At 53.5% G+C, this 25,331-nt stretch carries 20 protein-coding genes, 1 tRNA gene and 1 rRNA gene; 8 read left to right on the top strand and 14 right to left on the bottom strand.

Features of this window, described 5'->3' with window-relative positions; translation table 11 throughout:
- Window positions 1-12: 12 nt before the first annotated feature.
- On the bottom strand, window positions 13-297 hold the full coding sequence (rpsF, locus tag BQ2657_RS00145; protein WP_012937438.1) for a 30S ribosomal protein S6: 285 nt from the start codon (window positions 295-297) through the stop codon (window positions 13-15).
- A gap of 182 nt (window positions 298-479) precedes the next feature.
- Here rpsF and BQ2657_RS00140 point away from each other — a divergent pair, with 182 nt between their 5' ends.
- Entirely contained in the window at window positions 480-1,631 is a 1,152-nt protein-coding gene (locus BQ2657_RS00140; RefSeq protein ID WP_075578821.1) for a cysteine desulfurase family protein, read from the top strand.
- Between the two features lie 15 nt (window positions 1,632-1,646).
- Window positions 1,647-2,714 carry a tRNA 2-thiouridine(34) synthase MnmA gene (gene mnmA, locus BQ2657_RS00135; RefSeq protein WP_075578820.1) on the top strand — a complete coding sequence of 356 codons (1,068 nt, stop codon included), beginning with the start codon at window positions 1,647-1,649 and terminating at the stop codon, window positions 2,712-2,714.
- 369 nt (window positions 2,715-3,083) lie between these two features.
- Here the strand turns inward: mnmA and BQ2657_RS00130 are convergent, their stop codons facing one another.
- From BQ2657_RS00130 to BQ2657_RS00115, 3 genes are all read right to left on the bottom strand, one after another.
- The gene (locus tag BQ2657_RS00130) at window positions 3,084-3,551 is read right to left on the bottom strand and encodes a transposase (RefSeq protein WP_075578819.1); all 468 of its coding nucleotides are present in this window, start codon (window positions 3,549-3,551) and stop codon (window positions 3,084-3,086) included.
- Between the two features lie 304 nt (window positions 3,552-3,855).
- Window positions 3,856-4,458: an IS110 family transposase gene (locus BQ2657_RS12570; RefSeq protein ID WP_075578817.1), complete on the bottom strand. Its 603-nt coding sequence runs from the start codon at window positions 4,456-4,458 to the stop codon at window positions 3,856-3,858.
- A gap of 412 nt (window positions 4,459-4,870) precedes the next feature.
- Window positions 4,871-10,837 carry an ESPR-type extended signal peptide-containing protein gene (locus BQ2657_RS00115; RefSeq protein ID WP_075578816.1) on the bottom strand — a complete coding sequence of 1,989 codons (5,967 nt, stop codon included), beginning with the start codon at window positions 10,835-10,837 and terminating at the stop codon, window positions 4,871-4,873.
- A 563-nt stretch (window positions 10,838-11,400) separates the two neighbouring features.
- On the opposite strand from BQ2657_RS00115, the gene BQ2657_RS00110 reads away from it, so the two are divergent.
- Complete coding sequence (locus tag BQ2657_RS00110; protein ID WP_075578815.1) at window positions 11,401-12,129, top strand: LytR/AlgR family response regulator transcription factor; 729 nt, start codon at window positions 11,401-11,403, stop codon at window positions 12,127-12,129.
- 267 nt (window positions 12,130-12,396) lie between these two features.
- On the opposite strand, the gene BQ2657_RS00105 is transcribed toward BQ2657_RS00110, so the two are convergent.
- From BQ2657_RS00105 to BQ2657_RS00085, 5 genes are all read right to left on the bottom strand, one after another.
- Window positions 12,397-13,746, bottom strand: coding sequence for a sensor histidine kinase (locus BQ2657_RS00105; RefSeq protein WP_075578814.1), 1,350 nt, complete (start codon window positions 13,744-13,746; stop codon window positions 12,397-12,399).
- Window positions 13,743-14,657, bottom strand: a complete 915-nt coding sequence (locus BQ2657_RS00100; RefSeq protein WP_075578813.1) for a hypothetical protein — start codon at window positions 14,655-14,657, stop codon at window positions 13,743-13,745. The genes BQ2657_RS00105 and BQ2657_RS00100 overlap by 4 nt, the downstream gene beginning before the upstream one ends.
- A gap of 105 nt (window positions 14,658-14,762) precedes the next feature.
- Window positions 14,763-14,838, bottom strand: a tRNA-Thr gene (locus BQ2657_RS00095).
- 112 nt (window positions 14,839-14,950) lie between these two features.
- Window positions 14,951-15,745, bottom strand: a complete 795-nt coding sequence (gene murI / locus BQ2657_RS00090) for a glutamate racemase (RefSeq protein ID WP_075578812.1) — start codon at window positions 15,743-15,745, stop codon at window positions 14,951-14,953.
- A 92-nt stretch (window positions 15,746-15,837) separates the two neighbouring features.
- Window positions 15,838-16,356: an NUDIX domain-containing protein gene (locus tag BQ2657_RS00085; RefSeq protein WP_075578811.1), complete on the bottom strand. Its 519-nt coding sequence runs from the start codon at window positions 16,354-16,356 to the stop codon at window positions 15,838-15,840.
- A gap of 121 nt (window positions 16,357-16,477) precedes the next feature.
- Between BQ2657_RS00085 and BQ2657_RS00080 the strand changes: the two genes are divergently transcribed.
- Window positions 16,478-16,990 (top strand): ferritin, encoded by a 513-nt coding sequence (locus BQ2657_RS00080; protein ID WP_075578810.1) that lies wholly within the window; start codon window positions 16,478-16,480, stop codon window positions 16,988-16,990.
- A gap of 77 nt (window positions 16,991-17,067) precedes the next feature.
- Here BQ2657_RS00080 and BQ2657_RS13495 read toward each other — a convergent pair whose 3' ends face one another.
- The 3 genes from BQ2657_RS13495 to BQ2657_RS00065 all read right to left on the bottom strand — a co-directional run bounded on the left by BQ2657_RS13495 (window position 17,068) and on the right by BQ2657_RS00065 (window position 19,969).
- Complete coding sequence (locus BQ2657_RS13495) at window positions 17,068-17,940, bottom strand: IS3 family transposase (protein WP_408607740.1); 873 nt, start codon at window positions 17,938-17,940, stop codon at window positions 17,068-17,070.
- Window positions 17,910-18,488: a helix-turn-helix domain-containing protein gene (locus tag BQ2657_RS13490; RefSeq protein ID WP_075578809.1), complete on the bottom strand. Its 579-nt coding sequence runs from the start codon at window positions 18,486-18,488 to the stop codon at window positions 17,910-17,912. The genes BQ2657_RS13495 and BQ2657_RS13490 overlap by 31 nt, the downstream gene beginning before the upstream one ends.
- An 86-nt stretch (window positions 18,489-18,574) precedes the next feature.
- A complete protein-coding gene (locus BQ2657_RS00065; RefSeq protein ID WP_075578808.1) occupies window positions 18,575-19,969 on the bottom strand; it encodes an ATP-binding protein in 1,395 nt (464 codons plus the stop codon).
- A 222-nt stretch (window positions 19,970-20,191) separates the two neighbouring features.
- On the opposite strand from BQ2657_RS00065, the gene BQ2657_RS00060 reads away from it, so the two are divergent.
- Window positions 20,192-20,755, top strand: coding sequence for an HD domain-containing protein (locus BQ2657_RS00060; RefSeq protein ID WP_075578807.1), 564 nt, complete (start codon window positions 20,192-20,194; stop codon window positions 20,753-20,755).
- Between the two features lie 210 nt (window positions 20,756-20,965).
- The gene (locus BQ2657_RS00055) at window positions 20,966-22,300 is read left to right on the top strand and encodes an MATE family efflux transporter (RefSeq protein WP_075578837.1); all 1,335 of its coding nucleotides are present in this window, start codon (window positions 20,966-20,968) and stop codon (window positions 22,298-22,300) included.
- A 312-nt stretch (window positions 22,301-22,612) separates the two neighbouring features.
- On the opposite strand, the gene BQ2657_RS00050 is transcribed toward BQ2657_RS00055, so the two are convergent.
- A complete protein-coding gene (locus tag BQ2657_RS00050) occupies window positions 22,613-22,813 on the bottom strand; it encodes a DUF2905 domain-containing protein (protein ID WP_083236111.1) in 201 nt (66 codons plus the stop codon).
- A gap of 163 nt (window positions 22,814-22,976) precedes the next feature.
- Between BQ2657_RS00050 and BQ2657_RS00045 the strand changes: the two genes are divergently transcribed.
- Complete coding sequence (locus BQ2657_RS00045) at window positions 22,977-24,341, top strand: PhoH family protein (protein ID WP_075578836.1); 1,365 nt, start codon at window positions 22,977-22,979, stop codon at window positions 24,339-24,341.
- 38 nt (window positions 24,342-24,379) lie between these two features.
- Window positions 24,380-25,045, top strand: a complete 666-nt coding sequence (locus BQ2657_RS00040; protein WP_075578805.1) for an HD domain-containing protein — start codon at window positions 24,380-24,382, stop codon at window positions 25,043-25,045.
- A gap of 145 nt (window positions 25,046-25,190) precedes the next feature.
- Here BQ2657_RS00040 and rrf read toward each other — a convergent pair.
- Window positions 25,191-25,307, bottom strand: a 5S ribosomal RNA gene (gene rrf / locus BQ2657_RS00035).
- Window positions 25,308-25,331 lie beyond the last annotated feature (24 nt).

The raw sequence follows: 25,331 nt of genomic DNA, 5'->3' as shown, positions 1-25,331 counted from the left end.
CACCCAGCCTCCTTATTCGCCTTTGCGAATGATCATGTGACGCAGGATATCGTCCGTAATCTTCATCACACGGTCCAGTTCCTTCACGGCTGCAGGTTCAGCGGCAAAGGTGGTCAGGACATACAGACCATCATTGAAGTCCTGAATAGCATATGCCAAACGTTTTTTGCCCCACTTATCGGTTTTTTCGATCGTAGCGCCGTTAGCCACCAGCAGGTCATCGAACTTCTTTACAACAGCGTTGAAAGCGTCCTCTTCTACCGGCTTAACGATGTACATGACTTCGTAGTTATTCACGAAATCACCTCCTCCTTTGGATTTGCTCCTCTACCATGAGGGCAGAAGAAGTATATATAATATATACAGCCTTAAAAGTATAGCATGGAGCACGAAATAAAGCAAGAGGAAAAAGAAGGAATTCCCAGTCTTTCCAACCTGTAGTATAATGATATGATATTAATTTACAAAGGAGCACCACCATGTTCGTCTATGCTGACAATGCAGCCACCACCCGGGTCCTGCCCAAGGTCCTGGAGGCCATGCTGCCTTATTTTACAGAACAGTACGGCAACCCCTCCAGCACCTATCCCCTGGGGCAGGAAGCCTCCCGGGCCCTGATCGCCTCCCGGGAAACCATCGCCCGGCTGCTGGGCTGCCAGCCCCGGGAGATCACCTTCACTTCCGGAGGCAGTGAAAGCGACAACCAAGCCCTCCGCACCGCTGCCGCCTGGGGAAAAGCCCACGGCCGCACCCGCCTCATCGCCAGTGCCATCGAACACCACGCCATCCTCCACACCTTGGAGGCCCTCCAGGCAGAAGGATACTCTGTGACCCTGCTGCCGGCAAACCGGGAAGGCCAGGTGGAACCGGCAGCCCTGGAACAGGCCCTCACACCGGAAACTGCTCTGGTGTCCGTGATGACCGCCAACAATGAGACCGGTGCCCTCCAGCCCATCGAAAAGCTGGCTGCCCTGGCCCACGCCCAGGGGGCCCTGTTCCACACCGACGCGGTCCAAGCCTTGGGGCACATCCCGGTGACCTTGAAAAACGGGGATATCGACTTCCTTTCTGGTTCTGCTCATAAATTCCATGGACCCAAAGGGGTTGGATTCCTTTTTACCAAGCAAGGCATTGCATTAGAAAGCCTGATTTTCGGTGGAGAACAGGAACGAGGAAAACGGGCAGGAACAGAAAACGTACCGGGCATCGTGGGCATGGCCGCTGCCTTGGAAGAAGCAGCCCGGAATCTGGATGCCCACGCTGAGAAAATGGCCGCCGCCCGGAACACTCTGGAACAGCAGCTCCTGGCTCTCCCCGGCACCCGAGTCCACAGCGGTCAAGTGCCCCGGCTCCCCGGCCACCTGAATATGGCCTTTGACGGAGTCCCTGCCGAAGCCCTGCTGCCGGTGCTGGGCATGGCCGGCATCTGCGTCTCCGCCGGTTCCGCCTGTGCCTCCGGATCCCCGGAACCCAGCCATGTGCTCCTGGCCCTGGGCTGCACTCCGGAAGAAGCCAAATGCTCCCTGCGGTTCTCCCTAGGAGACGACATCACCCGGGAGCAGGTGGACTGGACGGCCGCCACTGTCATCCGGGAAGTCCAGCGGCTCCGGAAGCTGGAACACCGTCTATAACAGAAAGGATGCATCATGAAAGCACTGATTGCCATGAGCGGCGGAGTGGACAGCTCCGTAGCCGCCAAACTCATGCAGGATGCGGGGTACGACTGCATCGGCTGCACCATGAAACTGTACAACAACCCGGATGCCGGCTGCAATTCCAAGACCTGCTGCAGCCTCAGCGACGTGGAAGACGCCCGGAGCGTGGCCGCCCGGCTCCATATGCCCTATTACGTGTTCAACTACACGGAAGAATTCAAAAAAGACGTCATGGAAAAATTTGCCCGGAGCTACACCCGGGGCCACACCCCCAACCCCTGCATCGACTGCAACCGGTTCCTGAAGTTTGGCGCCCTGTACCAGCGGGCTCTGGAACTGGGCTGCGACTGTGTGGTCACCGGCCATTACGCCCGGATCCAGAAGACCCCGGAAGGGAAGTACCAGCTGCTCCGGGCCACGGACCCGGCCAAAGACCAGAGCTATGTGCTCTACAGCCTGACCCAGGACCAGCTGGCCCACACCCAGTTCCCCCTGGGGGAATACCACAAGACCCACACCCGGGAAATCGCCGCGGAAAACGGGTTCATCAATTCCCAGAAGCCTGACAGCCAGGACATCTGTTTCGTGCCCAACGGCCAGTACACCGATGCGGTCCAGCGGATCCTGGACTACAAGCCCCAGCCCGGGCCCTTCCTGGATCTGGAAGGGAAGGTGATCGGCCAGCACAAAGGGATCATCTATTACACCCTGGGTCAGCACAAGAAGTTAGGCCTGAACCAGCCCGATTATCCCCTGTATGTGGTGAAGATCGACCCGGCAAAGAACGCCGTCATCGTGGGCCCCAGCGAGGCCCTGTTCAGCCGGGAGGCAAAGGTCCAGGACGCCAACTGGATCAGCGGTGAAGTGCCGGAAGGCCCCGTCCGGTGCCAGGTAAAAGTCCGGTACCGCCAGGAAGCCCAGCCCGCTACCGTGATCCCCACTGGGAAAGACACCTTCACCGTCCAATTCGACGAACCCCAGCGGGCCATCACCCCCGGCCAAGCCGCCGTGCTGTACGACGGAGAAGTGGTCCTGGGGGGAGGGACCATAGTGGAATGAAGAAAGGAAAAAACAGGTCCCGGCTGGGGCCTGTTTTTTTGAAGGAAACAGGCCCGACCGGAGGCCGGGAAGGGTTCCCCTGCGGGGAACCCCTACGCCGTTGGTGTCAAAGTCCCTCCTGCAAACCGGAACCCCTGGGTACATCCCCAGCCCGTCATACAACCCCTGACAATCACAACCCCCGACCCCAACGCTGTAGGGGCTTGCCGCAGGCGAGCCCTTCCCTGGCCACCCAAGAGGGTCATTCCATCCTGCACCCTGCAACCTATGACATCCACGACCCATCCTCCCCCAGCCACAACCCCGACTCCAACGCTGTAGGGGCTTGCCGCAGGCGAGTCCTTCCCTGGCCTCCCGGAGGGTTCGTCTTCACTCTCCGAAATACTGGTCCAACTCCCATTTCCTTGGATTGTTGCCTATATATTCCATGATCCGGACCGCATCCCCCGGCGTCCTTACCAAATGGTCGTAATATCCACGCTGCCAAATTTTACGCCCGCACACCCTGGTTGTACAACCTTTGAATTGGTTGATGAATCCGGCCAGGGAAATGGTTGCCCTATCCTGATTTCGGAGTACCAATAAATGGATATGGTTGGGCATCACCACCCATTGCAGGATTTCCATCCCCGTATACCGGTTGGCAAACCAATCCAGATGAGCCGCCACCTGATTCCCAAATTCCGTAGGATGCAGAACTCCCTGTTCAATACATCCAAATAGAGGTTCCCTGTCCAGCGTGCACACCGTAAGGAAAGTCAGCCCGGACAGTTGGTAAACCATAGGAGAAAGCCGGATGTTTTTTCGGCTGGGATGAAGGGTGTGAGTGAATGACATAAAAGGCCTCCTTTTACAAACATATGTTTATTTTATGATTTTATATATTATAACATGACAGAATATTTTTGCAAATTTGCTGGTTTGACCCTCCGGGAGGCCGGGAAGGGTTCCCCTGCGGGGAACCCCTACGCCGTTGGTGTCAAAGTCCCTCCTGCAAACCGGAACCCCCGGGTACATCCCCAGCCCGTCATACAGCCCCGACATCCACGAATCATCCGCACCCCAGCCACAACCCCCGACCTCAACGCTGTAGGGGGTTGCCACAGGCGAGCCCTTCCCTGGCCTCCCGGAGGGTTCGTTTTCATTCCATCCGCGATCTCCCAATCTTCGGCAACCTCGAACCATCCGCACCCCAGCCACAACCCCCGACCTCAACGCNAGCAAGATGGATGGAAGATGTCAGCCCTTCCAGCTCTGGGAATAAAATCGTAACCAGACGGGAAACTGATATCTTTAGCTTGGAACACTTCTGCATGGTTTGAGATCTGTAACGAGAGAGTGATTTCATTTCCTCGTTATGGTACAATGAAGAAGAGTAGGTTTGGGAACCTTTCCCTGACACAATCATCTGTGCAATAGCGCAGGCATCGACTTTATCAGTCTTGGTCTTACGCAGGCTGAATCCTTGCTTGTATCTATTCGTGAGAAGCGGATTGAAAGTGAGCAGTGGAAGGTCATGTTCTGAGATGAAATGGGCGAGATTCGAGGAATAGTGACCGGTTGCTTCCAATCCTACTCTTATTTTATCTTTTGGAATGCCCAGTTCAGAAATCTTGGAAAGGAGCATGTCAAAGCCTTCCCGTGAATTGGGAAATGTAAAAGATTCAACTGTTTTCAATGCATCCGAGTCAATGATACAGCAGTCATGTTTCCGCTTTGCAACGTCAATTCCGACACAAAGCATAAAAATCAACCTCCTTTTTTTGAATTGGCAGCTGTGCATCAAAGCCACAGAGACTTCATCATAATGTATCCTCGCTAGATATGAACCGTCGAGCGGTATCCAACTCATTAACAAATTGAATGAATTCTGTGGTCGGACTCTACAAAAACCGTCAAGCGGTAGGGGCGCGCAACCGATCCACAGCTCCATTCTAATCGTACCGTAATTCACTATAAAAGGGAATATCTGGTACAACTCTATTATACGAGGGGCTTGCCGCAGGCAAGCCCTTCCCCGGCCCCCCGGAGGGCCTCCTTTCCCCATTGGCCACTGACAGCCGCAAAAAAGCCACCCCGCGCCCATTGCGCGGGGTGGCTTTTTTGCTTTATGGTTCTGCTCCAGAGCGGGTGTGGCAATCCATCCGGGGAGACGGTTACGCTTTTCTCTGAGCAGCCATTGCCTGGAGTTCCGGCCGGAATTCTTCTACCAGTTTGGCTTCCGCCTTAGCCCCTTTGGACAGGGCATTGTAGATGATTTCAGCCATTTCATAACGGGTCATGGTCCGTTCGCCATGATACTTGCCGTCTTCGTATCCTTGGACGATATTGTTCCCTGCCAGCCGGCTTACGGCTTCGTAAGCCCAGTGGTTGGCCGGTACATCCGGGAAGTCCTTGGACAGGCTGGGGTTCAGCACACCCAGCAGGGCATCCAGCCGATTCTGCAGGTTGGTCACCTGCTTGGCCAGGGTAGCGTTGGTGGCTTCTGCCTTTTCCAGCCGCTTGCTGCTCTTGCCCAGCTTGAAGGAGACGCCGCCGCCCACCATGTTTTCTCCGTTGCCGAAGCTGGTGGAAACATTCAGCATCACCCGGTCAGTAGGCCGATAGAACACGCCCAGGGCTCCGGCGGTTTCGCTGCGATAGCTGCCCATGGCCGCTGCCACGCTGACCTTGGAATCTTCATCGAAGTCCATGGGGTGCAGGTTGGCCATAGCCGCTGCGCTGGCCCCTACCTTGTCGATCCGGTTATCCAGGTTGTCCACCCGATTTTCTACCCGGTCCATACGGTTTTCTACCCCGTCCATCCGGTTTTCCACGGTGGTCACACGCTGGTTGGTGGCATTGAGCTGTCCGCCGTTCACTACATCGGTGCTGCCTTCAGCAACGGTCCCGTCCGCCACGTTGGTGATCTTCTGGCCGTTGGCATTGATGCCGTTTTCGTCAATGTAGGTCTTGTCGCCGACCTTGTAGGACTTAGCCGTTACATCGCCGGCCACAGTGGCATTGCCGCCTACAGTGAGATCCTTTTCCATGGATACAGCATCCTTGAAGGTTACCATACCGTCGAAGGTGGCAGTGCTGGTTACATGGAGGGTATCGGTAGTGGTGCCGCCAGTGATGTTGGCCCCGTTGTTCACCACCAGTTTATCGGTGGTAGTGGTACCCTTCACATCCAGATTCTTTTCCATGGTGACGTCATCCTTGAAGGTGGACTTGCCGCCCACTTCCAGGGTGCCATCCAGCTGGGTATTGCCCATCACGTGCAGGTCCTTGTTCACATCCACATAATCCGCCGTTGCCTTGCCGGTTTCCAGGGTGTTCCCGGAAATGGTGGTCTGGGTGATGGATCCTTCTCCAATAGCCGCTGCATGATCGGTATTTTCAAAGGTGGTCCCGGTATCCGTGGTGGTCACCGTGCTCTTGCCCACCACATCCTTGATGCTGGTGGTTGCGGTGTTTTCAATTTCTGCCGCACTGTTAGACAGTTTTTCTTCCGCCTTGTTCACCAGGTTCTTGGCCTCGTTGGTGATGGTCCCCTGTTTAGCGGTGTTGGTGATGTCAGCAGTCCCCTGCTTCACGCTGGTGCTGGTAGCATCGTCGCCAGTCCCAGAGCTTACGGTGGTATTCACATACCCGGTTTCCGCATCCTTCAGGATGTCGATGATGTTCCCGCTGACCAGCTTCTGTTCCGAAGTGGTAGCCGTATCCGTCACCGTGTTGGATCCGCCGCTGTTGTTCTTCACCTGGCTGGTGAAGCCGTTGGCCTTCTGGCTACGGCTGGAGAAGTCGCCGCTGGCAGTATCAGTGATCTTGGTGGTGTCTTCAGAAACGGTCTGCACATTGTTCAGGGACTTCACGGAGTTGCCGCTGCTGTCCACTTCCTTCAGGGAAGTGTTCACACTGCCGGCCAGCTGGCTCAGGGTACTGGTGCTGGTCCCATCGGTAACAATGTTCATATCCTTGGAGGCCGTCTTGGTAGAAGTGTTGCTGTTGGCTCCATCCACCACAGATTCCTTGATCTGGCTGGTGGTCATGGTCCGGCTCACGTTGTCACCTACTTTGTCCGTAATGGACTTAGAAGCCGTATTTTCGATTTCCGCTGCGGAATTGCTGAGTTTTTCCGCTGCGGTATTGGTGATGTTCTTGGCACTGTTGCTCAAGGTTTCAGAAGCCGTGTTGGTGATGTTTTGGGCGCTCAGGCTGCTGTCGCCAGTCACCGTGGTGGTCTGGCTGCCGCCAATGGTATTGGTCTGGTCTCCCGTAATAGCATTGATCTGGCTGCCGTTGACCGTGTGTTTTTCTTCTCCGGTAATGGTGGTTTCCAGTCCGCCATTATAGTTTTCCGTGGTCTTGCCGGTCACGGTGGTCTTCATTTCGCCGCCCACAGTCGTGGTCAGATCTTTGCCAACCGTGTTGGTCATGTTTTCCGCAGCGTTGTTGATGATATCCTTGGCATCATTGGCAATCGTACCGTTCTTAGCCGTGTTGGTGATATCTTTTGCCGTCTGGGTGACGCCAGTGCTGTTGGTGCCATCCGTTACGGCGCTGCTGATGGTCGGGCTGCCTGCATCGTCCAGGCTCTTGATGACGTCGATGACGCTGCTGCCGCTTACCAGGGCATCTTCCGTCTTGGTAGCCGTCTTGGTGGTGGCGCTGTACTGGGTATCGCTGGCTTTGATCAGCTGTTCCGATTTGTCCACGGTGCTGTTGGTGTTGTTGGCCTTGGTCCCGTCAGTGATGGAGGAGGCCAGGCTCTTGGCATCCTGGTTCACAACCGTGGTGTTGGTGCCGTCCGTTACGGAAGAGGCAACCTGATCCGCCTTCTGCAGGCTGTTGGAGGTATTGGTCCCATCCGTAATGTTGGTGTTGGTCTGGCCGGCAATGGTGTCGACGGTGGTCTTCTTGTCCCCATCGGTGAGCTGGGATTTTTCTTCTGCTGCACCCCGGAGATAGGAAGCTCTCTTGCCATCGGCCTGGCTCATTTCTTCCGTGGTCTGGTAGGACAGCTGGGTGGAAGTATTGGAGCCGTACTCGTTGGAAACCTTGCTGACGATGGAGCTGGAAGCATCGGTTTCCACATCCAGAGCCTTGTTGGTGATCTTATTTTTTGCTTCGTTGGTGATGTTTTCCGCTGTCAGGCTGCTGTCGCCGGTCACCGTGGTGGTCTGGTTGCCGCCCACCGTAGTGCTCAGGTTGGCTTTATAGTCTTCCGTTACATCGCCGGTCACCGTTTCTGTCAGAGTCCCTTCAACAGTATTGCTCTGATTCCCCTTAACCGTCGTGCTCTGGTCGCCATTTACCGTAGTGCTCTGGCTGCCATAGGTTTCTGTCACAGCACCCTTGACGCTTTCCGTCTTGCTGCCGCTGATGGTATTGGTTTGGTCACCTGCTACCACATTGGACTGGTTGCCACCTACATTGGTGCTCTGATCACCGTCAATGGTAGTTGCCTGGCTGCCGTATTTTTCCGTCACACTGCCTTTGACCGTTTCCGTCTTGCTGCCGCTTACCGTATTCTGCTGGTCGCCGCCAACGATATTGGTCTGGTTGCCGCCTACAGAAGTCTTCTGATCCGTCTTGATGTTGGTGACCTGGGCATTGAAGTTTTCCGTTTCCGTACCTTTCACATTCACGGTACGGTCTCCGGATACCGTATTGGTCTGGCTGCCAGCTACATAATGGGTCTCATTGCCGCCCACCTTGGTATCCAGGTCGGACTTGTAGTCTTCGGTGACCTTGCCAGTCACAGTGGTCGACATATCTCCGCCCACAGTCGTAGTCAGGTTTTTGCCAACCGTATTGGTCATATCGCCGGTGGCAGTATTCACCAGATCTTTGGCAGAATTCGTAATGGTTCCGCCCACTGCCGTATTGGTAATGCCGTCAGCCGTCATTTCGCTCTTTACGGCAGAACCGTCACCGATCTGGCTGGTAATGGCCGTATCCGTCTGTTCGACCTTGGTCAGCGTATCGCCGGATGCGTTTTTGATTTCCTGGAGGATGTCTTTGACTCTCTGGCTGAAGGTTGAAGTATTGCCATCGGCATCCTTCACCACGTCGCTGGATTCTGTGGAAGTCTGTTTGGACTCATTGCTGTTCTTGTCAGAATCCACAACCTTGGAAGTCACATCGCTGCCTTCCACAGTGAGAGTGCTCTTCTTCCAGTTGCCATCGGCGTCGGTAGATTTCGCCCAGGTGGAAGTCCCATTTTCATCATAATCGATGGCGCTTTCTTTTTCGCTGCCATCTTTGGTGCTGGTGGCTTTCTTGTAGGAGGTGATTTCACCGGCTGCCACTTTCGTGCTGGCCGTTACGTTGTTGTCCCCTACAATGCCGTTCTTGGTCAGGTCGATTTCATCCACATTCAGCTTGCCGTTGACCGTCAGGTCGCCGCCGATGGTGGCATCACCGCTGGTGGTAATGGTTTCAGCGCTCAGGTTCTTCACACCAGTGAGGTTGCCATTCTGCATGGTTGCCGTACCATCGGAGATGCTCTTACCCTGGATAGCGCCGCCGGCGGTCAGGTCACCGGTAATGGTGGCGCTGCCTGCTGTGAGAGCGCCCTGGATGGAAGCGCTGGCTCCCGTAATGGCGCCGCCTGCGTGGATATCACCCACTGCGGAGATGTTGCCCGTGGAAGTTACGGTGCCGCCGGTAATGGTACCGCTGGTGTTGATGTTGCCATTGGTGATGGTAGCAATCCCATCGGTCAGGGTCTTGCCCGTTACCGTTCCGTTGCTCATGGAAGCACCCTTACCGTCGGTTACTGTTTCGCCGGTGATGGTTGCCTTGGAAGTGACATTTCCATTTTCATCTACGGTGAAAGCCCCGTTAGCCCCTTTGATCTTGCCGTCAGCGCTCATAGCTGCCTTGGCTGCATCATAGGTATCGCCGCCGGTATAGACGCCGTTCGCATCCATCACACTGCTGTTGGTGCCAACCTTGATGCCATTTTCGTTCAGGGTGATCTGGTTGTCCTTGCCCTTGTTCAGGATCATTTCATTGGCATCGGTCTTGAAGGTGGTCACGTTGCCCTGGGCGTCAATGGTAGTGGTGTTCTTTTGCAGAACATTGTCATCGCTCAGGCTCAGTCCGCTATTGACGGCTTCCACCAGTTTCGTATCTGCTGCCACACGGGCCGAAGTTTCTGCCGTAATCTTATCATCCAGTACCGTATCGGCTGCTTTACGTTCTGCGGCTTCGTTGTCGATATTGGTCTGCAGGGTCGTATCGGCTGCTTCACGGGCTGCGGCTTCGTTGGCATCTGCCTGGCTCAGGGCCGTGAACCCGGCGGCCATATTCTCATTGGTGGTTTTTACACTCTCGTTGATGGTATTGACACTGGCTACCAGGTTGTCGTTCACCTGCTGGATGACCTTATCCTGGGCCGCATCAGCCCCCAGCCGGTCAGCCGTTTCTTTAGCCAGAGCCGCATCCAGTTTGGTCACATTGTCGCCGATAGTGTTGGCGGCTTTCACGATGGCTCCATCCTGTACGGCGGCATCATCCTTGCTCACATAGGTATCCGCAGCTTCCTGCTGCAGAGATTCCTTCACATTGGTGACCCGGGTATCCAGAGCCGTATCGGCAGCTTCACGGGCAGCAGCTTCATTATCAATATTGGTCTGCAGCTGTTTATCCGCATTTTCCAGATTAGTAACCGAATATTTGCGCTTACGTGCTTCTTCCTCAATAGCATCAGCATTGGCCTTGACCTGTGTATCCAAGCTGCCCAGGTTCTCGCCCACGGTCTGAGAGGCTTTAACATATACCTTATTTTCCGCTTGAATATTCTCACCTATCGAAAGGAGTGAATCTTGAACTTGCTTACTAAATGTTTGAATTCCTTCCTGCAGGCTTTCTATCCCGTTATCTACCCCATCTTTGGTATAAACGGTCTGGGTCTTCCCTTCCGTATCGGTTACCGTCGTGGTATCCGCTGCAAAAGACGTCCCTCCCATAGAGACAATGCTGAAAAATACGGCCAGAGCCGCAGCGGTCTGTGCCACTTTCTTCCGTCCCACGGCACGGCGTCCGTCTTTGGACTGGCCTTTGGCCAGTTCGGAAACCACCATGTACATGCCCCGTGTTTTGTTCCAGATTACTTTATAAATCCTGTTCATAAAGCCACACCCCTTTTCTTGAGCTTTCCTGTTTTTTCATTTTCATGCATTCCCTGGTGGGTTCCCCATGCGCGCTTTTGGTCTCCCCGACACTTTTCGTTTACCAAAATCCCTAAAAATTCCAATTATCCCTTGGTATACTCTTTTGAATTTCTGGAGTATACTTTTGTATAAGAACGTTCGTCCGTATATACAATACGATTTACTTCACTCTTCAGTTTTCTTGAATCGTTCTCATTTGGGTTATTTGGAACTTTATGCGGGAATCCAGTGTATTGATTTGGAAAGGAAGTCCCGCGTCCGGAACTCCTTTTCCTTTGTCCTGCTAAAGCATAGCATGGATTCCGAAACTTTTTTCTCAAAAATCACGAAAGGGTCATTTTTTGTCCTGAAAATATTTTTCTAAGTTTTCTTTCTTTTTGTTCTTTATCAAAAGACATTCCCGGTTCCTTTTTCATGCAAAAAAACCGCCCTTTCAGGGCGGGGATTTTCCAAGGTTGTCTGGACTGGGTATAATAGAGGTGAATAAATCGATACAGACCCATGGAAAGGAAGTGGACAGCATGCTGCATATTGCCATTTGTGATGATCAGCAGGACCAGATCCAGAAGATCCGGGAAGCTTCAGAGAAATACTTCCAGAACCGCCAGGAACATGTAAGCTACCAGACCTTTGAAAATGCTTTTGCCTTTGTGGAAGCCGTGGACAAGGGGGCCCTGTTCGATATTGTGCTGCTGGATGTGTGTATGCCCGGGATTTTGGGCACCGATGTAGCCCGGGAGCTCCGGGACCACCACAGCCGGGCAGAGATCATTTTTCTCACCACCAGCGACGAATTTGCCGTGGAAGCCTTTGAGGTAAAAGCCACGGATTATCTCCTGAAGCCCTTTACCCAGGCCCAGTTTGCCAAGGCCATGGACCGGGCCATTGCTTACATCCGCCAGCGGAACAGCGCCAAGGTGATCTTCCGGCTGGTGGGCGGAGGCGTCCGGGTGGAAGAAATCGCCCAGATCCTGTTCCTGGAAAGCCACGGCCATGTGCTGGAGGTGTACCTGGCCGACGGCAGTACCCTGGAGACCCGGAAATCCGGCCAGGACATGAAGGCGGATCTGGACAAGATCGCCCCGGGCCAGTTCGTATCCCCCAACAAAGGCTATCTGGTGAACCTGGGCGCAATCCACCTGATCAAAACCGATTACGTAGAGATCCAGGGCCATCAGATCCCCCTGGGGAAACGGAAATACCGAGAGTTCCAGGAGCAGTATTTCCAGTATATGTTTGGGACGAAGTAAAAAAGGGGCTGTTGCATGCGCAACACTCCCTTTTGGTCACTGGTCAACGGTCACTGGTCTCTGGCCAATGGAAAGAACCCGTGGCTGACGGGTTCTTTCAAATTAAACAGAACTGTGCTTTTCTTTTAATCTGCTGCTTGTTCTGAGTTTTTCTGAATAACAAGTCTCATACAATGAAAGGCAGCCGCAGCCCGGCTGCCTTCCTTCTTCCAGTGACTAGTGACAAGAGACCAGTGACAGGGGCGTTGCACACAACGTGCTACGCCCCTAATCCCCTACTCCCTTCGCCCCCATATCCACCTGGAGATAGGTCAGGAACCAGCCGTCTTTCTGCTGGCAGAGGACGCTGGCTCCGTATTTGTCCCGGAACCGGGCCAGGGATTTCATGCCGATGCCATGGCCTTTCACCTTGGTTACCGGCAGTCCCTCTTCGTCCAGGAGCACCGGAGCATCGAACAGGTTCTTGACCAGGATGTTCAGCATATCCCCTTGCTGCCGGGCCAACACGGTGATGTTCCGCCGGTCTTCCGGCTGCTTCCCACTGGCGATCAGGGCGTTTTCCACCAAATTGGAAAGAACGATGGACAAATCCCCGCTGCAGGTAAGGTCCTGGGGCAGGTCCACGGAAATAGTAGTGGGGATCCCCTCTTCCCGGGCCCGGGACAGATACACCGTAAGGGCCGCATTGATCAGGGGATTCCGGCAGTACTGGGGCAGTTTGGTGCTGTTGAATTCTTCTCCCAGTTCTTCGATATAGGTGAGCACCCCCACCCGGTCCTTCTGCCGGACCAGATCCAGCAGCTGGTCAAGATGGTCCTGTTTTTCCCGGTAGATGGCTTCCAGCCGTTGCCGGGATTCTTTTGACATTTTCACATAGTTGGCCGCAGACACCACCTGCTGCTGGAGTTGGTGTTTCTCTTCGTAAGCACGGATTTCATCATACACTTCCTGCTGCCCCCGGCGGATGGCGGCCATCATCAGTACCACCACGATCAGCAGCAAGATCCGGGCACCCAACAGATCGAAATACCGTTCCTGGGAATCATACACACTTACATACAGAGTATCCACCGCCAGCAGCATGGGAATGATGGTGGTGCTCCGCCAGAACCGGCGGGTGGCCGCTTCCTGGAAATGGCTGAAGGTGCGGGTGAAGAACCGGAGAAGGATGGGAAAGGCGATCAGGCATTCTCCCCCGTAGAACAGGATCTGCCAGAAATACATGGAAACAAATTCACTTTTCGGCCAGAAATACAGGAAAAAGTGCCGAAGAAAGGTGTAAAAACAGCTGGATAACAGAATCCGGAAGGAAAGGATGAACAGATGGCCCACCCAGTACTTCCGGGTGGCCAAAAAGCTCAGCAGGAACTGGGGGAGCCACACAATATACCCTATGGCCCAGTAGGCAGCCGGTTCTGAAGGGAACAGTCCGGACCGGACCAACCCCACCGTCAGGGCCGTTTCCGCCACTGTCAGGGCCACCCAGGCCCGGCAGAAAGGCTTTTTCTTTTCTTCTTCCAAAAATCCCCAGAAGGGCAGGATCTCCAGCAGATAGAAGGGCTGGAGCAGCAGGATATAGACCAGGGCAACGGCCATGGTTTCCAGGATGGGAGTCACTTGTCCGCCACCTCTTTCCGCAGCTCCAGCAGGTGTTTTTCCGCTTCTTCAAATTCCCCGTTTTCCGCCAGTTCCGCCAGCATCCGCAGCTGATGCCGGCTGTCATGGCGGAGGATGGCCAGTTCCTGCTGTTCTTTCCGCAGGGAAACGGCGTAACTGTTGATGTCATTGAGCTGTTCCTGGAGCTGGAGATTCTGTTCCTTCAGCCGGAACATTTTCTGTACCTGCTGGAGGCCGCCCCGGATGGAAAGGACCAGGAACAGGGCCACCAGCACCAGCATCCCCAGAGTGATCAGGGTATAGATCTGGATGGCCGGCTGGAACAGCTCCTGGGGGTTCAGGATGAAATACCCCTGGTTGGCATGGTAGTAACACAGCAGCAGGGGCACCGGCCCCAGATAAGGCCAGAAGGCGGACCGAGGAGAAGTCAGCTGTTCCGGGGTGAAGAGCCGTCCCATGATCTGCAAGGCCAGGGGCATCCCCAGGAAAAACAGGAAAAGATAAATGCAGAAATAAGGCAGGCTCCGGTTCATATGCCAGGCATCCGGCAGGAACAGCTTGTAAACTTCCAGGGCCAGGGTATGGATAAAAATCATATAGATGGCCTGGAGCCCCAGTACGAATAGATGCCGGAACCAGAAAGGCCGGACGGTCAACACCAGCAGGAGCAGGTGAGGCAGGTAGCAGAAAAAGTACAGGAACTGGAACATGCCGCTTTCCATCTTCAGGAAGCCCCGGCTGAACAAGGCTCCCAATAGGACGAATTCAAAGAGGAAAATGTAGAGATGGCCGCAAAGGAGCACATGGCGGGTAGGGGACGGGACAATGGACCGGAAAGGATAGTAGCGGAGATAGGCGGAGGGCAGCAGGGAAAAACAGAATAGGAACAAGGTAACAAGGGCATAAGCCATGACAGGATCACCTCCGGATTTCATTAATTTTTATTATGACCAAAAGAGGAAAAGATGTCAAACGCAAAAAGCCCGCCACCAAAGTGACGGGACTATCTGACATAATGGAGCTACTGATAGGATTCGAACCTACGACCCTCTCATTACGAATGAGATGCTCTACCAGCTGAGCTACAGTAGCATTGAACAGGAAAATTATATCATATCCACAGGGATTGTTCAAGGGGGAAAGGGGACTTGGGTCACGAGTCGCGACCCGTGACCGGGGGGTGTGCTTTTTCACACCCTCTTCTTTACAGCTGGATCAGCCGGAAATCGCACAGGTTCATATCCAGCATCCGGGCTGCCAGGCGTTTGCCCCGTTCCAAATCGGCGGTAAAGCACACTTCTGCCCGCCCCAGGCCTGTTTCCCGTGCCAGCCTGCGCTGTTTCAGATCATCGATGGCTGCCTGGACCGTCCGTTCCGCCGGATCCAAGATGGTCACATCCGGTCCAAAGGCTTCCCGGATCTCTTTTTCCACAAAGGGATAATGGGTACAGGACAGCATCACCGTATCCACTCCCTGGGCCTTCAGCTTATCCGTATATTCTTTGATGGCGGCAGCCAGTTCCGGACTGCCGAACTTCTCTCCTTCGATGAGCGGGACGAATTTAGGACAGCCCTGGCCGAATACCTGGATCTCTGGATCGATTTCCTGGATTTCCCGTTTATGGGCTCCGGAAGCTACCGTAAAATCGGTGGCCAAGAAGCCGACTTTGTTGTTTTTCGTCACGCCTTCCACCATATGGGCGCCTTTTTTCATACCGATGACGGAAAAATCGTAACCGTTTTTGATCACGTCCGTCCCCAGCACCGTAATGGTATTGCAGGCCACCACCAGCTGTTTGATCTGCCGGCGGTGCAGCCAGGCCGTCATTTCACTGACAAATGCTTCGATTTCTTTCCGTGACCGGTTGCCATAGGGCGTCCGGGCCGTGTCTCCAATGAAAATGAACCGTTCATGGGGCATTTTCTGCTGGAGCCATTTCAGGACGGTCAACCCGCCCACACCGGAATCAATGACGCCAATGGGATCTAATGGATTCATGGTTCCCCTCCTTATCATTCCTCCGTTGAACCGTATTAGGACATTATATTATAGCACGATAAAGCAGGGAACGTCTAACAAAAATTGGAAAGCTATGCTTTCTCTTCCAGTCCTTTCAAGGCCAGCAGCTTCCGCCACAAGGGATAGATCACGTTTTCCGGGGTTTCCGGATAGGCGGTTTCCGGCAGCTGGAGGATGGGGACCCAATGGGCGGACGTGACTTCCTGGGACAGGACAAAGGGCTGTTTCCGGACAAAGCCCAGATAGCCGTGCATGAGCATCTGCCCCTTGCTGAACCAATAGGTGCCTTCCGGGATCAGCTTTTCCAGGGTCAGGCCCAATTCTTCCCGGACCTCCCGATGGGCGGTTTCTTCCGCGGTTTCTCCCGGCATGATGAACCCGGAAGTGATGCTTTCGTATTTTTGGGAGAGATGGGGCTGCTTGCACAAGACCACTTCATTGTATTCATTGCAGAGCAGGACAATGATGCAGCTGTAGAAAAAATCGAACCAATACCGCTGGCAGACCGGGCAGAAAGGGACCAGTCCTTCATCCCCGGCCGGTTTGGGATGCAGCCGGCTGCCGCAGGTGGGACAAAATTCAAAATGCATGGGATTGCCTCCTTTGTTGATACAGAGTTAGCATACCCAACCGGCTGAAGGGTGTCAAGTTTTTTCGCCGGCAGCCGGCAAACCTGTTATAATGAAAGCGATGGAAAGGGAGGTTTTATCTATGCTGGATGCCAAAGTCAGAGATCTGATCAACGAACAGGTCACCAAGGAATTCTATTCTGCCTATCTGTATCTGGATTTCGCCAACTATTACCAAGAAAAAGGCCTGGACGGCTTCGCCCACTGGTTCGATATCCAGGCTCAGGAGGAACGGGACCATGCCATGCTCATGCGCACCTATCTGCAGAACAATGATGCGGCCGTGGTCTTCGGTACCATCGACAAGCCGGACATGACCTACAAGAAACTGGATGATGCCCTGAAGGCTGCCTTGAAGCATGAACAATTCATCACCGGCTGCATCAACAAGATCTATGCAGCGGCCGACAAAGCCAAGGACTACCGGACCATGCAGTTCTTCGACTGGTTCGTGAAAGAACAGGGAGAAGAAGAAAAGAATGTCAGCGACCTGATCAAGAAATTCGAACTGTTCGGCAGCGATCCCAAAGGGCTCTACGCCCTGAACCAGGAACTCCTGGCCAGGGTCTACGCCGCACCCACGCTGGTGCCCTGAGAAAAGGGGGTGCTGTGATGTGACTCCAAAAAGTTAGACCTTAGTAACGAGATGGTTTTTACTGTCTCGTTACTTTTTTATGCTGCCAGCAAAGAAAGCCTGTATTGAACAGGACTTTTCCAGCCCAGTTTTTCCTTGATCCTTTGTTCGTTATAGTATTTGATGTATCGTTCGATAGCGGCTTTTAGTTCTTCGTAGCTGTAGTAGATCACTCCATAATACATTTCCTGTTTCATTAAGCCGAAAAAGTTTTCCATTACAGCGTTATCATGACAGTTACCCTTTCGAGACATGCTCTGAAAAATTCGTTCTTTTTTTAGTTTCCTGGTATAGGCCTTCATTTGGTATGCCCAGCCCTGATCGGAGTGAAACGTTCTTCGATATGGACAATCAGCAGTAATTTCGATTGCTTCAGCTTGAGCTTCCAGTATGCTTTCAGCCGAAGGACGTTTGGCTATTCCATAGCTGATGATTTCATCATCGAACATGTCCAGGAAAGGATCCAGATAAAGCTTGTGCAGGGTCAGATGTCCCTGTGTATCTACTTCATAATATTTGAATTCTGAAGTATCGGTCGTAATCTTCTGATGTGGGATATTCGTCTCAAAACGACGATGTATTCTATTCGGAGCAATGGTCCCTACCTTACCCTTATAGGAACTGTATTTACGGCTTTTCCGGGTAAAGGATGTTACCTGAAGGCTCAGTTTCTGCATGATACGTTGAACTTTCTTCTTGTTCACGCAAATCCCTTGATTCTTCAGCTCACCGGTCATGCGCCGATATCCATAATCTTTATGCTGGCTGCGGATTTCCTGTATTTTGTCCTCTACTTCCTGGTCTGGATTCACGCGGTCAAACCGTTTCTGCCAGTACATATAGGTCGCTTTGGGCATTTGAGTATAGGAGAGAAGGTCTTTCAATTTGAATGATCTTCGGAGACTGGAGATGATTTTCGCAACTCTCTCATTTTTGCTTCGTCCTCTAAACGCAGTCTCCTCAGTTCTTTTAAAAAAGCATTCTCTATACGGAGTTTAAGATTTTCATCCTCTAACTCCTTGACATGTTCCACACTGATGTCGACCATCGGCTGCTGAACCTGGGTATCTGTTTTTTTGGTTTGAGATTTGTTCAAAGTTCTCTTCCTGCCTTTTTTATGTGACCGTAAAGCATCTGGTCCCGCAATTCTAAATTCATTGACCCATCTGGCAATCATTGATGGGTTGTTGATCCCTACTTGAATTGCTAGTTCCTGATATGAGATTTCATTTGTTAAGTAAGACTCTACCACAGAAAGTTTTTCTTTGAAAGAGTATATTTTTTGAGAGCGGGATCTTTTCAGTCCATCATCACCAAATGCCTTGTAAGCAGCAACCCACTTTAGCAGCTGGCTGCTACTTGCCATCCCATATTTACGTGAAATAGAAATACACCCTTCGTCACTGTTCAAATATTCCAGTACTATTTTTTTCTTAAATTCATAGCTGTGTTTTGCCATAAAAAACTGACCCCCAATTGTTAGATTTTTGGTCTAACAATTGGGGGTCAGCTCACTGCACAGAACGTGCAGCACCCCCTTTTTATTCAAACCAGTAAATCCCCGGGGGTCAGCAACAACACATTCTCCTTCCTGGCCTCGGTTTCCAACCTTGGGGTAAAACCGGCACGGGAAAACAATGCGTACTGGATTTTCCGCCCTTTCCGGACCAGTTCACTCCGCTCCTGGAGCAGCCGCAGGACCGGCAAATCCATAGGCTCCTGTTTCCATTTGCATTCTCCGCAAAGGATATTCTCTTCATCGGTACAGACCAGATCGATTTCCTCTTCTCTCCGTTTCCGCGGATCTGTTCCCCACCAGCTCCCGTACTGGAGATACAGCGGGTATCCGCTGCCCTGCTTTACCTGGTACTGGATATACTGGAGAGCGATTTCTTCAAATACATGGCCAAAATAGGCTGGAAACTGCGGCCGGATTTTCTGCTCCCAGGCCTGCTTTCCCATTCCCATGGCAATCAGGGAGCTGCAGCCCGGAATGAAGCGGAACCAGAAACGGTACAGATTGTCTGCCAGCTGATAAAGACTTTTCCGGGATGAGGTATTCTCCACCGGCTGTACTTTACGGACCAGCTCCAGATCCTGGAGATTCTTCAGGTAAAAAGCCAGACCGCTGGTATCTTTCCCCACTGCGAAAGCGATTTCATGGAGCCGGCTGGCACCATGGGCGACAGCCGTAAGGATGCTGTTGTACACGGCCGGTTCCCGCAGTTCCTGGAGCATCAGGTTTTCCGGTTCCTCCTGGAGATGCCCACTGGGGGACAGCAGTTCCTCACACACCGCTTCTTCCAGATTTCCATAATGGGACAGATACAGAAGATACTGGGGAATCCCATCACAAATGCCATAAGCCATCATTTTTTCCTCTTCTGTCCACCCTGGGAAAAACCGGACGGCTTCGTAATAGGGAAGAGCATGGAGTTTCAGCTGGGCCGTCCTCCGTCCGTAAAGAGGGCTCTGGTAACTGAGCACCTGCCGCTCCATGAAACTCATGGATGATCCGCACAGGATCAGGTACAGTTCCGTATCCTTCCACTCCTGATCAATGACCTTCTGCAGGATGGAAGAAATTTCCGGAGCCGCCTTGGCCAGATAGGGGTATTCATCGATGACAAATACCAAACGCTTGTGCCGTCCCACTTCGGTCAGATAAGCAAACAGACCTTCAAAGCTGGAAAAAGAATCCAGCAGACGGGTCTGAGGATCCGGGATCTGCTCCCGTACCGCTGCCGTCAGGTTGGCCAGCTGCTCTTTTTTGCTCTGTTCTGTAGCCATGAAATAGACCGCCGGCTTATCCTGGATAAATTCCCGGATCAGCCGGGTCTTTCCCACCCGCCGCCGTCCGTAAATTACAGGGAATTCAAAACGACCGGATCCATAGCGTTTTTCCAAAGCTGCCAGTTCCTGTTTTCTGCCGATGAACATGGGATTCCCTCCTGCAAATAATATAGTCGTAATTAGCATAGTCGCAGCTATACTAGTCATGACTATATTATCATATTTTCTCCCGGACTTCCAATTCCAACTTACTGTAAAACAGTTCATAGAAGTTTTTTGCCCTCCGGGCAGCCCCTTTCCCATTTGACCCTGCTGCCCGTTCCGCTCTATAATGGTTCCATCTTTGCACCACGAAAGGATGGTTCTCCTATGTCCCCTGAAACTTTTCTTACGATCCTGACCCGGGCCGGCCGGCTGAAAACGGCTGCCCGCCACTGCTGGACGGTGCCCGGCCGCCAGGAAAGCGTGGCGGACCATTCTTGGCGGATGGCCCTGATGGCCCTCCTGCTGTCCCAGGAACCGGAATTCCGGGAGCTGGACCTGGACCGGGTGATCCGGATGTGCCTGATCCACGATCTGGGAGAAGTCTTTACCGGGGATATCCCTGCTTTTGCCAAAGGAGACCGGGACCGGGCGGCGGAACAGGACTGCTGGGACAAGTGGCTGGCCACCTTTCCGGAAAAGAACCGGCAGGAATGGCAGGCCCTGCTGGCAGAAATGGAAGCCCAGGAAACCCGGGAAGCCAAGCTGTACAAGGCCCTGGACAAGCTGGAAGCGGTGATCAGCCACAACGAGTCGGGCCGGGACACCTGGCTGCCCCTGGAATACGACCTCCAGTTCACCTACCCGGATAAAGCCGTCCAATTCTCGCCCTGGCTGAAAACCCTGAAAAAAGCCGTGGACCAGTGGACGCAGGAAAAGATAAAAGGATAACCTTGCCCTCTTTCTTTGAATCTGCTATAATAGCGGTGCTTGCTCGGAGGGCAAATCATTCGCTGGAAATGATAAGCTGGATAAGGCAACCGATTGAAACATCGGTTCGTCTTATCCAGCTTTTTTGTTTTATCCCTCTCCCCCTCATTTCACCCTCCCGGCAGGCCTTCTTTCATCACTTTTTTTGCAGAAAGGACGGCTTTGTGTCTGATGGAACGAACCAATTCATTTACCGAGGGCAGGATCCTTCCCACCCTGCTCCGCTTTTCCGTAACGGTCTTCGGAGCCCTTTTCCTCCAGGCTCTGTACGGAGGCGTCGACCTATTGGTAGTAGGCCAGTTTGCCGGTACGGGGGATGTTTCCGGAGTAGTCACCGGCAGTTCCCTATTGAATACCCTGACCATGATCATCACCGGGCTCTCCATGGGAGTGACCATCCTGGTGGGAGAAGCCATCGGCCGACGGAAGCCGGAACAGGCCGGGCAGGCCATCTGCAACGGCATCCTGCTGTTTTTCTTCCTGGGCCTTTTGCTGACCGTGGGGCTGATTGCCGGTGCTCCCACCCTGGCTCGATGGTTCCAGGCTCCGGAAAAGGCCTTCCTGCCCACCGTCCATTATATCCAGATCTGTGGGGCCGGCGGGCTGTTCATTGTAGGTTACAACCTGCTGGGTGCCATATTCCGGGGGCTGGGAGACGCCCGTACCCCCCTTCTGGCGGTACTGATCGCCTGCATCATGAACATTGCCGGTGACCTGCTGCTGGTAGCCGTATTCCACCTGGGAGCCGCCGGCGCAGCCCTGGCCACCGTAGCTTCCCAAGGGATCAGCGTACTGACGGCCGTTCTCCTGCTCCGGCGGAAGACCCTGCCTTTTCCCATCCACCGGGAATTTTTCCATCTTCCCTGGACCATGATTTCCCATGAGCTGCGGCTGGGGCTGCCGGTGGCTCTCCAGGAATTGTTTGTAGGGACCTCCTTTATGGTCATCCAGGGCGTGGCCAATACCTTCGGGGTGGTGTCCTCTGCCGGGGTGGGCATTGCGGAAAAAGTCTGCGCTTTCATCATGCTGGTGCCTTCCGCCTATATGCAATCCCTGTCCGCCTTCGTGGCCCAGAACCGGGGTGCCGGGAAACCGGAACGGGCCCGCCGAGCCCTCTTCGACAGCCTGATGACTGCCGGGGCAGCCGGTCTCTTCATGTTCTTCACCTTGTTTTTCCATGGAGATGTACTGGCCTCTCTGTTCACCCGGGAACCGGATGTGATCGACGCCGCTGCCAGCTACCTCCAGTCCTATGGGGTGGATGGCTTCCTGAGCCCCCTGCTGTTCTGCTTCATCGGCTTCTTCAACGGCTGTCAGATGACCCTGTTCGTCATGTTCCAGGGGATGCTGGGCGCCCTATTCGTCCGGATCCCTTTGGCTCTTTTTATCAGCCAGCTGCCCGGCGCTACCCTGTTCCACATCGGTCTCAGCACCCCGGCCTCCAGTGTTGTCCAATTGGCTTTGTGTGTGGGGATGTATGTGTGGAGGAGGAAGAGGGTGGAATGAGGAAGGGGACTGTGAAAAAATGAGAAATCATTTTTTCACAGTCCCCTTTTTGTCACTGGTCAACGGTCACTGGTCACTGGCCGATGGAAAGAACCCGTGGCTGACGGGTTCTTATGAATAAAAAACAGAATTGTGCTTTTCTTTTTATCTATTGCTTGTCTTGAGTTATTCTGGAGAAGCAAGGACAAGCCGAAGGCGCGTCCGAGCCAGCGACATACAATGAAAGGCAGCCGCAGCCCGGCTGCCTTCCTTCGTCCAGTGACCAGTGACAAGAGACCAGTGACCGGGGGTGTGAATTTTTTCACCCCCTTTTTAATGGAATATCCTCAGCAACACATTCAATATCACACTGACCACAATGCAGGTGCCCACCGGAAAATAAAAACTTCCATGTTTCCCGGTAATATGGATATCCCCGGGCAGGTGCCCCAGGGGAAACAGATTCGATCCGAATTCTATCACAAGCCCTGCTACCACCAGCAGCAGGCCCAACGTAATCAGCATCCTTCCCATATTTTCATCTCCCATTTCTCTTTTGTTCCTATTGTACCATGTTCTGCCTATTTCTTGCCCTTATACGAAAATTTTACGGAAACCCGACGGAAATTCTACACTTCCCTGCTATACTGGAACCATCCAAAGGGTGTTTCTGAAAAAAGAAAGGCAGGGATTTTCCATGGCCAAGACTTACGTCATCGATACCAATGTGCTGATCCAAGCGCCCAATGCGCTCCTCTGTTTTGAAGAAAACCAGCTGGTGCTGCCCCTGGTTGTCCTGGAAGAACTGGATGGCCTGAAAAAGGCCGAAGGTGAACGGGGCTACAACGCCCGGCAGGTGATCCGCACCTTAGAGGACCTGCGCCGGAAAGGCGATCTGATTGCCGGGGTCCCCCTGCCCAATGGAGGAACCCTGCGGGTAGAGACCAACTGTGTCCATGAGCCTCTGCCGGAATCCCTGCCCGATGACAAAAGCGACAACCGGATCCTGAAAGTCTGCCGGCACCTGGCTTCTGTCCATCCCATCCTGGTGACCAAAGATCTGGTCCTGCGGCTGAAAGCACAGCTCCTGGACATCGAAGCCCAGGATTTCAGCACGGAACAGGTGAATGCAGGAGAACAGCAGTACCTGGGCCGGATAGAATGTTTCGTCCCGGAAAAAGATTTTGAGAAATTCACCACGGAAGGAGTCCCCACCGACCTGCTGTACCAATGTGACGAAATGGGAGAAGCCCATCCCGTTTCCCTGGTCCAGAACGAATTCGTCCTGCTGAAAGCGGATGCTTCTCTCCGGAAAACCCACCTGGGCCGGGTCTGGGGAGACCGGGTGATCCCGCTGGAATATGCCAAAGAAACCCCTTACGGAGTCAAACCCCGGAATGCCGGCCAGTACTTCATGCAGGAAGCCTTGATGAAACCGGCTGCTGAAGCCCCCCTGGTCATCGTCAAAGGCCAGGCTGGGACCGCCAAGACCTTCTATGCCCTGGCAGTAGGGCTGGAGAAACTCCTGAACCATCCATCGGAAGAATACCGCCGGATCTTGATCTGCCGGCCCAACGCCCAGTTCGATTCGGACATCGGATTCCTGCCTGGGGATGAACAGGAAAAGATTTCACCGCTCATGCGGCCCATCATGGACAATCTGGAACAGCTGCTGGACGAAGATGAAGACTCCCGGTATGACGACGAACTGGAACTGGAAAGCCGGCTCATGGAAATCTTTGACCGGAACCTGATCCAGATGGAAGCCCTGAACTTCATCCGGGGCCGTTCCCTGGAAAAGATCTACCTGATCATCGATGAAGCCCAGAACATGACCCCCAATCAGGCCAAAGGCATCATTACCCGGGCCGGCAAGGGCACCAAGATCATCCTGCTGGGAGACCCCAACCAGATCGACAAGCCTTTCCTGGATGAACGGACCAATGGGCTCAGCTATGCCTCCGAAAAGATGAAGGGCAGTCCCCTGTGCTGTCAGGTCGCCATGCTGCCTACAGAATGTGAACGGTCTCCCCTGGCCTTGGAAGCCATCCGGAGACTTTGACAAAGGAGATGAACCGGGCAGAGACCTCTGCCCTCTGTATGAAAAAACTCACTTACGAAACCATATCCCATGCCAAAGAAGTCAATATCTATCTGGAACAGGGGAACAAAGTCCTGGGAGCTTTGGGCTACACGGACCACTCCCGGAAGCACACTGCCAAGGTGGCCGTCACAGCAGGACGGATCCTAAAGAAACTGGGCTATGATGAACATACCATCGAGCTGGCCAAAATTGCCGGGTACATGCACGATATCGGCAACAGCATCAACCGGATCGACCATGCCCATACAGGGGCTCTCATGGCCTTCCAGCTCCTCAGGGAATGGGGAGCTCCCCCGGAAGACATTGCCGCCATCATCACCGCCATCGGACAGCATGATGAAGCCAGCGGAACCGCGGTGGATCCCATTTCAGCAGCCATCATCCTGGCGGACAAAACCGATGTACGCCGGAATCGGGTGCGGAACACCGTACCGGAGACCTTCGACAAACACGATACGGTCAACTACGCAGCCCTGACCAACCAGCTCCATGTGGATACCCACAAAAAAGTGATCACCCTGGAAATCGAGCTGGATGAAAACATCTGCTCCATGATCGATTATTTCGAGATTTTCCTGGACCGGATGCTCATGTGCAAACGGGCAGCCGAAGTCCTGGGCCTCCGGTTCAAAATGACGGCGAATGGGAATAAGATATGCTGAAAAAGGGGCTGTTGCTTTCGCAACAGCCCCTGCTGTCAACGGTCAACGGCCGGTGGAAATCAATTTTGGCAAATTGGTTTTGAATGAAAAAACCCCAGGCACTGACACAAAAAAATTCCGCATCCATCAGATGCGGAATTTTCCTAACCGGCAGCTCCCTATCCTCCCGGACCGTTTCCAGTCGAGTACTTTCGGCGTATAAGGGCTTAACTGCTGTGTTCGGCATGGGAACAGGTGGATCCCCTTAGCTATCGCCACCGGATTATGTAACTGAAGGCATGAGCCC

Origin of the sequence: Acidaminococcus massiliensis (assembly GCF_900095825.1) — a bacterium.
GTDB lineage: Bacteria > Bacillota > Negativicutes > Acidaminococcales > Acidaminococcaceae > Acidaminococcus > Acidaminococcus massiliensis.
This window is presented reverse-complemented; position numbering and strand designations above follow the sequence as displayed.

Coding starts and splice junctions, on each gene's coding strand:
- BQ2657_RS00130 (WP_075578819.1), bottom strand. CDS start 3,551: ATGTCATTCACTCACACCCTTCATCCCAGCCGAAAAAACATCCGGCTT.
- BQ2657_RS00115 (WP_075578816.1), bottom strand. CDS start 10,837: ATGAACAGGATTTATAAAGTAATCTGGAACAAAACACGGGGCATGTAC.
- BQ2657_RS00045 (WP_075578836.1), top strand. CDS start 22,977: ATGGCCAAGACTTACGTCATCGATACCAATGTGCTGATCCAAGCGCCC.
- BQ2657_RS00100 (WP_075578813.1), bottom strand. CDS start 14,657: ATGGCTTATGCCCTTGTTACCTTGTTCCTATTCTGTTTTTCCCTGCTG.
- BQ2657_RS00050 (WP_083236111.1), bottom strand. CDS start 22,813: ATGGGAAGGATGCTGATTACGTTGGGCCTGCTGCTGGTGGTAGCAGGG.
- BQ2657_RS00080 (WP_075578810.1), top strand. CDS start 16,478: ATGCTGGATGCCAAAGTCAGAGATCTGATCAACGAACAGGTCACCAAG.
- BQ2657_RS00060 (WP_075578807.1), top strand. CDS start 20,192: ATGTCCCCTGAAACTTTTCTTACGATCCTGACCCGGGCCGGCCGGCTG.
- BQ2657_RS00110 (WP_075578815.1), top strand. CDS start 11,401: ATGCTGCATATTGCCATTTGTGATGATCAGCAGGACCAGATCCAGAAG.
- BQ2657_RS00040 (WP_075578805.1), top strand. CDS start 24,380: ATGAAAAAACTCACTTACGAAACCATATCCCATGCCAAAGAAGTCAAT.
- BQ2657_RS00055 (WP_075578837.1), top strand. CDS start 20,966: ATGGAACGAACCAATTCATTTACCGAGGGCAGGATCCTTCCCACCCTG.
- BQ2657_RS00140 (WP_075578821.1), top strand. CDS start 480: ATGTTCGTCTATGCTGACAATGCAGCCACCACCCGGGTCCTGCCCAAG.
- BQ2657_RS13490 (WP_075578809.1), bottom strand. CDS start 18,488: ATGGCAAAACACAGCTATGAATTTAAGAAAAAAATAGTACTGGAATAT.
- mnmA (WP_075578820.1), top strand. CDS start 1,647: ATGAAAGCACTGATTGCCATGAGCGGCGGAGTGGACAGCTCCGTAGCC.
- murI (WP_075578812.1), bottom strand. CDS start 15,745: ATGAATCCATTAGATCCCATTGGCGTCATTGATTCCGGTGTGGGCGGG.
- BQ2657_RS00085 (WP_075578811.1), bottom strand. CDS start 16,356: ATGCATTTTGAATTTTGTCCCACCTGCGGCAGCCGGCTGCATCCCAAA.
- BQ2657_RS00065 (WP_075578808.1), bottom strand. CDS start 19,969: ATGTTCATCGGCAGAAAACAGGAACTGGCAGCTTTGGAAAAACGCTAT.